This window comes from Methanoregula sp., assembly GCA_041645435.1.
GTDB lineage: Archaea > Halobacteriota > Methanomicrobia > Methanomicrobiales > Methanospirillaceae > Methanoregula.
On record JBAZQB010000015.1, the window covers coordinates 1 to 7,942 of the forward strand.

4 protein-coding genes are annotated in these 7,942 nt (G+C 51.3%); 3 read left to right on the top strand and 1 reads right to left on the bottom strand.

Translation table 11 applies throughout. From position 1 onward, the window contains the following. On the bottom strand, window positions 1-2,767 hold a 2,767-nt coding region (locus tag WC593_15765), incomplete at its 3' end, for a hypothetical protein (GenBank protein MFA4826606.1). A gap of 789 nt (window positions 2,768-3,556) precedes the next feature. Here WC593_15765 and WC593_15770 point away from each other — a divergent pair. From WC593_15770 to smpB, 3 genes are all read left to right on the top strand, one after another. Beyond that, window positions 3,557-3,691 carry a hypothetical protein gene (locus WC593_15770; protein MFA4826607.1) on the top strand — a complete coding sequence of 45 codons (135 nt, stop codon included), beginning with the start codon at window positions 3,557-3,559 and terminating at the stop codon, window positions 3,689-3,691. A 1,800-nt stretch (window positions 3,692-5,491) separates the two neighbouring features. Further along, window positions 5,492-7,231 carry an arginine--tRNA ligase gene (argS, locus tag WC593_15775; GenBank protein ID MFA4826608.1) on the top strand — a complete coding sequence of 580 codons (1,740 nt, stop codon included), beginning with the start codon at window positions 5,492-5,494 and terminating at the stop codon, window positions 7,229-7,231. A 135-nt stretch (window positions 7,232-7,366) separates the two neighbouring features. Next, complete coding sequence (gene smpB / locus WC593_15780) at window positions 7,367-7,816, top strand: SsrA-binding protein SmpB (protein MFA4826609.1); 450 nt, start codon at window positions 7,367-7,369, stop codon at window positions 7,814-7,816. The last annotated feature ends 126 nt before the right edge of the window (window positions 7,817-7,942 follow it).

Consider the following 7,942-nt stretch of genomic DNA (forward strand, 5'->3'; position numbering starts at 1 on the left):
TGACCGCGGAAGCGGTCAGGGGCGACGTGCCGCCCCCAAAGAGCACGCCTCCTGAGGTTAAGGAAGTGGCGCCGGTTCCCCCGTAGTTGACGGCGAGCGTGGTGGTTGCGGTCATGGCAGAGGTGCCTTGGCCTATGACTAATCCTGAGAGCGAGAATGATCCGGTGCCGCCTTTCACCACTGACAGGGTGGAGGTGGAGAGAATGCCAGAGGTTGAGTTGCCTAAGAGGATATCGCCCGAGGAAAGGGTGGCCTGGCCTGTGCCGCCGGAGGCGACCCCAAGGGCGTTGGTGAGGGTAAGGGTGCCGATCGTGGCGTTGGTGCTGTAAAAGGTAGTCAGGTCCAGGGTGGTGGTGGCGTTAAGGGCGCTGTTCCAGGCATTCGTGAATCCTGTGCCGGAGAGCGAGGAATTAACCACCAGCGTGTCAATGAATGACGAGGTGGCGTTTAAGGAACCGGGGATTCTTAAAGTATCAATGGTTGATGACCCATAGACGAAGATGCCGGCGGAAGTGTTGGTGGGGGCCAAGGTGTTCGTGAAGATATTCTGCCAGGCTCCTGGGGTGCCGGCAGAGGCTAACCCGGTTGCCGCGATGGTGATTGACCCTGCCCCGTTCGTGATGGTGATATTGGATCCTTCCGTGAGCGTGGCAAGGGTGGGTGCGCCTGACCCGTCGCCAATCAAGAGCTGTCCGTTGGTCATGACCGCGGAGGCGGTTAAGGGCGACGTGCCGCCGCCAAAGACCACGCCGCCTGAGGTTAAGGAAGTGGCGCCGGTTCCCCCGTAGTTGACGGCGAGCGTGGTGGTTGCGGTCATGGCAGAGGTGCCGTTCCCGAAGACTAATCCTGAGAGCGAGGTGGCGCCGGTGCCGCCTTTCACGACCGAGAGCGTTGAGGTGGAGAGAATCCCTGACGTTGAGTTGCCTAAGAGGATATCGCCCGAGGAAAGGGTGGCCTGGCCCGTGCCGCCATTGGGAACGGTCAGGGCGTTGGTAAGTGAAAGGGTGCCGATCGTGGCGTTGGTGCTGTAAAAAGTGGTCAGGTCCAAAGTGGTGGTGGCGTTCAGGGCGCTGTTCCAGGCATTCGTGAATCCTGTGCCGGAGAGCGAGGAATTAACCACCAGCGTGTCAATGAATGACGAGGTGGCGTTTAAGGAGACAATCCTTCCATCTGTGATGGTGGTGAGACCGGAAAGGCTAGAACTGTTATTGACTGTTAAATTGTCAACTTTTGTTGTAGTCACGTTTAAGGTATTCACTCTTACCTCATTGCTGAAAATTCCTTGCGTATTCACGGTAAGCGTGTCAATGTTTGTCGTACTCGCATTCACCGTGGATATTCTCGCGTCGTTTGTTACCTGCAGCTGTGCGCCTGGGGCTGTGGTACCCACACCTAAATTCCCCATCACTTGGGTCTTGCCGCCGAAGTAGGCAGTGTCAGTGGTGGTGAGAGAGTTAAAGGTGGAACCGCCCGTAAATATTGCACTCCCTCCGATGATAAAGTCTCCGGTAATATACCCGGAGCCGGTCACATTGAGCGCGTATGGTAACGTAGTGGTAGCGATGCCAAGTTGGCTGGAAATAATCTGCGTGCCTGTAGTGGTTACATTTCCTGCAAGGTACGTATCTCCTACCACGTGGAGTTTATAACCTGGTGTTGCAGTGCCTATGCCCACGCGCTGTTCAGCAGCATTTACCACCAACGTAGAAGTAGCTACCGCTAATCCAGTATTCAACGTGGTCGTGGCGTAATTGCCCGTGGTGGGAAGCGAGAAGAAGGTATAACTTGACCCATCGGAAACCACAAGCCGCACAGTGGGGGTGCTCGTGCCAATCCCTACATTTCCCATACTCACCGCGTTCCCGCCGAAATAAGCGGTGTCCGTGGTAGTGACGGAATTAAACGTAGAACCGCCGGTATAAATTGATGACCCGGCAACAGTCAAGTCGCCGCCGATGTAATGCGACCCGGTAGTCGTGGCATTGCCATATACCAAGAGGGCGCCTACATTCGTGGTAGTCGCATTGAGAGTCGTAAATCGCGCAGGTTGGCTGAAGTAAGATTCATTATTCACAAAAAGCGGGCCAGACAGCGTGGTCGCGCCCGCAACATTCAGCGTGCTCTGCATAGTCACACCGCCTTTCAAAGTTGAACCCCCATTCACCGTAAGTGTTTCCGCGACGAGCGCGGCTGACACCGTCGCATTCCGTACGGTCAGCACATCACTGCTTAAGTACTTCACTGCAAACGCCGTACCCCCGCCATCTTTAGCAGGGGCTGAAAAGAGATACACGGATGTGGGAGAAAATCCTGAACTTCCGGGCGGGCCAGTGGAACCAGCGGGACCTGTAGAACTCGCGGGACCAGGAGGACCGGCAATACCTTGCGAACCGGGCTGACCAGGCGGACCGGCAGGGCCTTGGGAGCCAACCGGACCTGGGGGGCCTGCTTGGCCTTGCGATCCCGAACTCCCTTGTGCGCCTTTTCCTGTCCCTTTATTGATAACGATCGTCCCTCCGCCATATTGAATATCTCCGGACTTCTTCCTCTGTTTCACAAGAGCCAATAACTGATCTTGCCAAATCCCGACCCGGTCGCGCCACAACCATGCGATCGTCTGGTCAATTGCACTTCCGATCTTTTTCCCCAAAACCACAAATGACTGCGTGGCGTAATTGCTTGCACTCACGCCCGTGCGTGCGACAAAGGTATCAACCTTTGTCTGCGCGGCATCTGGCAATGCGGTGCGGGTGATTCCGCGGCTCAAAGATGGGATTCCATTTAGCGCCGTATCCTCCCCTGCCCCCACCAGCGCCAATGCGGAATTTCCAAGTGAACCAACGGTTTGCGCCAGTCTGCTCACGCTCGTGCCGCGCGCATAACGCGATACAGGCACGAAAGCTAAGCGTTCTGCGGACACGCGAACCGCTTTTTCAAGCGTTTGAGGAGGGATTTGGTCTGATACGCGCTCCGCGATCCTCCCCATGCTCTTCAGAGAAGAAAGAAATGGAGAAGAAAGGCGCTTCATGCCTGCAGCATTTGGGACTAGAGGCGTATTGTGGCGGGATGCGCCAATCTCGCGAGACCATTGTTCCGAAAGATGTTCAGATCTATTTATGAAGGAGAGAAGGATTTGACTTATCAACCGACCTCCTTTTGTTGCTGAAATGCCCGCGACGCGAGGTTCACTCATCCCTCCAGTCTCATAGGATTCCCCCTGCTGCATGCGTGCGGGTATGAACGCGTAAGCGATATCTTTGGCGTCCGCAAACACTTCCCGCACTGCTTGCGCAGGGGTCGGCACGATGCGCGCGGATAATTGTCGAGGGGAAGCCTGTTGAAACGCATATTGTGATGCCGCCTGCGGCAGCGTTTCTGCACTTTGAGAAATACTCGCTAATAGGCGTTCTGTATGTGTCCCCAGAGACTCCAATGCGCGAGCGAAATAATGCGCTTGGGAAGTCGTGCGAGAAAGTGCGGTGTGAGCCAGTAAAGGCGCCTCCTCTGCAATCACCCGCGCGAGATATTGGCCTTGCTCCATCCCGGCGCGTGCCGTATGCGTCGCGTGGAGCGCGAGAGCCTTACCGGTGAATTCCACGCGATCCGCGAGCGCTGCGGCAGTTTGCGGAGTGACATACGCCAATACGTTGGTAGATACCAGCGATACCAGCAGCAGGTATACCATTGCTGACTGCAGGCGCCTCTGCCATGGAAAGAGAGACCAATAACGGAAAGTTAGGGTGGGGGTATGGGTGAAAAAATCGAGGCCTTGGCGCGCGGAACTGTACCACTCGCTCAAAAAGCGGGAGAGCAATGCGATGACATAATTTGGCTGGTGCGTGAGCGTTATTAAACGGCGTGATGGAAGTAGGTCTGAAAAAATATTTGCGAGGGAGGAAACAATTTTGTTACTACGTAACGGATTCGAAATTAATTGCTTCCCGGCGATGCGGGAAGAAGTAAAGTTTTTACGAGTGGGAATGCCGGTAGAAAAAATATTTATAAAACCTTTTTCCCATTGTTTGAGCTCCCTGGAAATTGTTTCGCGGTGCTGTTGGGTTTTGCTTAAAAAGACATGATAAGGAAATTTACCTGATGAGATGAGGCGCGCTTGAAATGTGTGGAGATGATAGATGGCGGCCTGGAGGGCAGCGTCAAGCGTTTTCTTAATTTGGTTCTGTAATCGTGATTGCAACTGAACTGCGGCTGATTGCACTTTTTTCGGCAGGACTTTTGCATGGTGCGCAACTTGCTGCGCGACAGTAGACACTTCACGAAGCGCGACATGGTTTTGAAGCAGGGTGTGCAATTGCGCATCTTCCTTCCATTCGCCCTTCACATTGCCGCGATCAGTAGAAGGATGCTCCTCAATATATCTCCGCAGCCACTCTTTCTTGGTATACCAGGTCCGTCCAATTTTTTCCGCTTTTAATAACTCGCGTCGGGCAAGGAGAGAGAGGTATTCCTGGCTGTAGGTGCAGAGCTCAGATGCTTCAGATAACAAAATATACCCTGGCTTCTCCAGTTCATTCTGAGAATGAACGGAAAGAGACAAGGGTATATGAGACGTGGTCTCTGTGTGGTTTTTTGTTTTTGTTTTCATGCGGCTTAAAGTCCGTTTTTGGACTTATCGCAGGCCGCACATTAACCCCGTTTACCTAAAGGCTTATCTTAAATCATTATGTTAGGCATACCAGAAACATTTATTATAAGCCTATGACTTATAATCCAACATTTTGGTAACGGGGTAAAAAATTTTTAGTTGCCAGGTGGGTAATAATTTAGTATACTGGTATATGAACCCACCGATTCGACAACTATAAAAGCTTTCACGCACGGCTTATATTAGATTGTCAACGGTGGGTGCCCTGTTTATTTCGCGCGTCTTCTAAACTCGCGCAGAATAAACATTTTTTTATTTCTTAAATCTTCAAACCCTTCTTCGTGCCCTCTTTGCACTGCGGTGATCCTCTACTCGCCAGACCAAGGGTCAATTGGCTCATTTGCTTTGTCTCCTCGCGCGCTACTTCTCTTTGCTTCATCCTGGCATCCGATATTACTATCTTTTCCATTCATTTAGCCAATTTTTTTCTATTTACTAATATCATTATAGCGCACTTTTTGCCTAAAGTCAACCGTGCCGATATTACAAAATCCTTAGTAAATCTCATGTTTTCTCTTTCACAATCTGGCCATCAGTCTCATTATCCATCCTAGGCTATATCAATGGTAACGTGATGGATTTATTAATACCGATATTAGGATAAACTAGGGATAAGAGAAGAATTATGTGGATGATATGGAGCCATAGAAGTAGTCCGTAATGTCTTATTACCCTCCTTCGTCTCTATGAGTCGAGACTTCGGCGGGTTATCCGCCTTTTGGCGACCTCCGCCGTAGCATTTTTTGGCATTCATCTGGCTTAAAGTCATTGTCTTCTGCAAAGGCGGATAAATATGGTATGTTGAATATACGATGTTAAAACTATTTTATGCAGCCTTCACCACAACACACCATTGAAGAGTCATTACGCGCCATTATACCGTCCCTCAATGCCGGGGTAGGCCTTGATAGCCTTACTGGCCTCGTTACGGTACCTGATTCAAGGATGGGTGATTATGCGACGAACCTGCCGCTTCGTTTGGCTAAAGATTTGAAGCGAAAACCATCCGATATTGCACAAGAAATTGCAGAAAAAATCAAACCTTCCTTGCGTCCCATGATTGAAAAGATAGAAATAGCCCCCTCGGGATATGTTAATTTCTTTCTCTCAAAAACCTGGCTTCAGGCAAGGCTTCCTCTTATACGGGACGCCGGAGACGTCTGGGGATGGACTCCTGTACCGCCGCAGAAAGTGCTGGTTGAGTATTCAAGCCCGAACATTGCCAAGATGATGCATGTGGGCCATTTCCGCTCTACGCTTATTGGCCACGCTCTTGACAATATATTCCGCCATGCGGGATATCAAGTTATCAATGACAACCATCTAGGCGATTGGGGCACCCAATTTGGAAAACTATTAGTTGCCTTTAGGCTTTGGCATACCCCGCGCGCCGATGCGCCGGTGAGCGTGCCGGAACTTGAAGCGCTCTACATTCGCTTCCATAAAGAGCTGCCCCATAACCCCGCCCTTGAAGAACAAGCCCGCGCAGAAACAGTGAAGCTCCAACAGGGGGATTCGGAAGCCAAGAAACTTTGGCAGGAATTTTGCCGCATCAGCCATGCAGAGTTTAACCGCGTGTATGAGCTTTTCGGTATTGCGTTCGATTACCAGCACGGGGAAAGTTTTTATGAACCTTTGCTCGCCCAGATTGTCCAGGAAGCGCTTGATAAAAAAGTGGCGGCAGTGAGCGAAGGCGCGGTAGTCATCCCATTAAACCAAGAAGGGCTTCCTGATTACATGATCCGCAAATCAGACGGCGGCTACCTTTATTCCACCTCCGACCTTGCGACGATCAAGTGGAGGGAAGACAACCTAAAGCCCGATCTCGTACTCTATGTCGTCGGCGATCAGCAGATATTGCATTTCAAGCAATTGTTCGCCGCCGCGCGCAAGATGGGTTATGCGCTTTCCGCGAGGCTCATCCATGTGCCATTCGGCCTTATCCTTGGCGAATACGGGCGCAAGATGTCCACGCGAGAGGGCGAGGCGGTTGACGCAATGCATTTTATCAATAAGTCAATCGAGCTTGCCAAAAAAATTATCAACGAAAAAAACACGTCGCTCTCCCCTCTTGAGAAAGAGGATGCCGCGAAACGGATAGCCATAAGCGCGCTCGTGTATAACGATCTCTCACGGGACCGCGAATCATCCGTCACGTTCAACTGGGATGCGATGATGAATTTCAAAGGAGCCTCCGCTCCCTATCTGCTCTATACCTACGTGCGCATCAACGGCATCGTCAGGAAAATTCAAGCGGAACATCCGGAGGACCTGACCGCGCCATCCGATCACACACTGTTGCAGAAGCCGGACGAGCTTCTTCTTCTGCGCACGCTGGTGAGATTCCCCGATACGCTCACACAGGTCACCGAGGACTATCGGCCGCACATCTTAGTCCACTACCTTGAAGAGCTCGCCAATGTGTTCCATGCGTCATATGACCGGCTGCCGGTTGCCCAGGCAGAAACACCCATTCGCCGCGCGCGCCTCTCGCTTTTCCAGGCAGTGGCGCACACCATGCAGATCGGGATGAAGCTGCTAGGCATGCAGCCGGTAGAGAGGATGTGATAATAGAAACTCTAAATCCGAAACCCTAAAACCTAAACAAACTCAAAATTCAAATGTTCAAAACTCAAGTTTCGTTATTTGGATTTTTGGATTTGCTTAGAGTTTAGAAATTAGTATTTAGGATTTCAATGTATTATGCCTCCTTTTGCCGTGAACAAAAAAGCGCTCTACAACTATGAGATCACAGAACGGCTTGAGGCCGGCATCAAGCTGACCGGTCCAGAGGTGAAATCAGTCAAACAAGGACAAGTATCTCTCGCGGGGTCGTATGCCCGCATTACTCCGTATGGCGAGGCGTTGCTCATCAACGCGACCATCTCCGCCTACCCGCCCGCCGCTCAAGCCCAAACACACTACGATCCGCACCGCGACCGTACCCTGCTGCTGTCAAAACAAGAAATCGCCTCCCTCATAGGCAAATCCCAAGCAGCCGGCCGCACGCTCATTCCATTGTCCATATATTCGAAACGCGGTCTTATCAAAGTAGAGCTGGGGCTGGGGCGAGGAAAGAAAGAACACGATAAGCGTGAAGCGATAAAAAAACGTGAAATGAAACGCCATTTGAGGACTCGCATGCTTCCATAGCAGTATTTTCCAGTCAAGGAATGAGCCCCAAATCAATAGTCACCAGGGACTGTGATTTTCAATAGCGCGTTAAAAGTTTTTTCTCAATTTCTCAAATAAGGCGGCCTTTGCTTTTTTCATCTCCTC

Excerpts from the sequence above, each read along its gene's own strand:
- argS (MFA4826608.1), top strand. The coding sequence starts at position 5,492 with ATGCAGCCTTCACCACAACACACCATTGAAGAGTCATTACGCGCCATT.
- WC593_15770 (MFA4826607.1), top strand. The coding sequence starts at position 3,557 with ATGCGTCGCGTGGAGCGCGAGAGCCTTACCGGTGAATTCCACGCGATC.
- smpB (MFA4826609.1), top strand. The coding sequence starts at position 7,367 with ATGCCTCCTTTTGCCGTGAACAAAAAAGCGCTCTACAACTATGAGATC.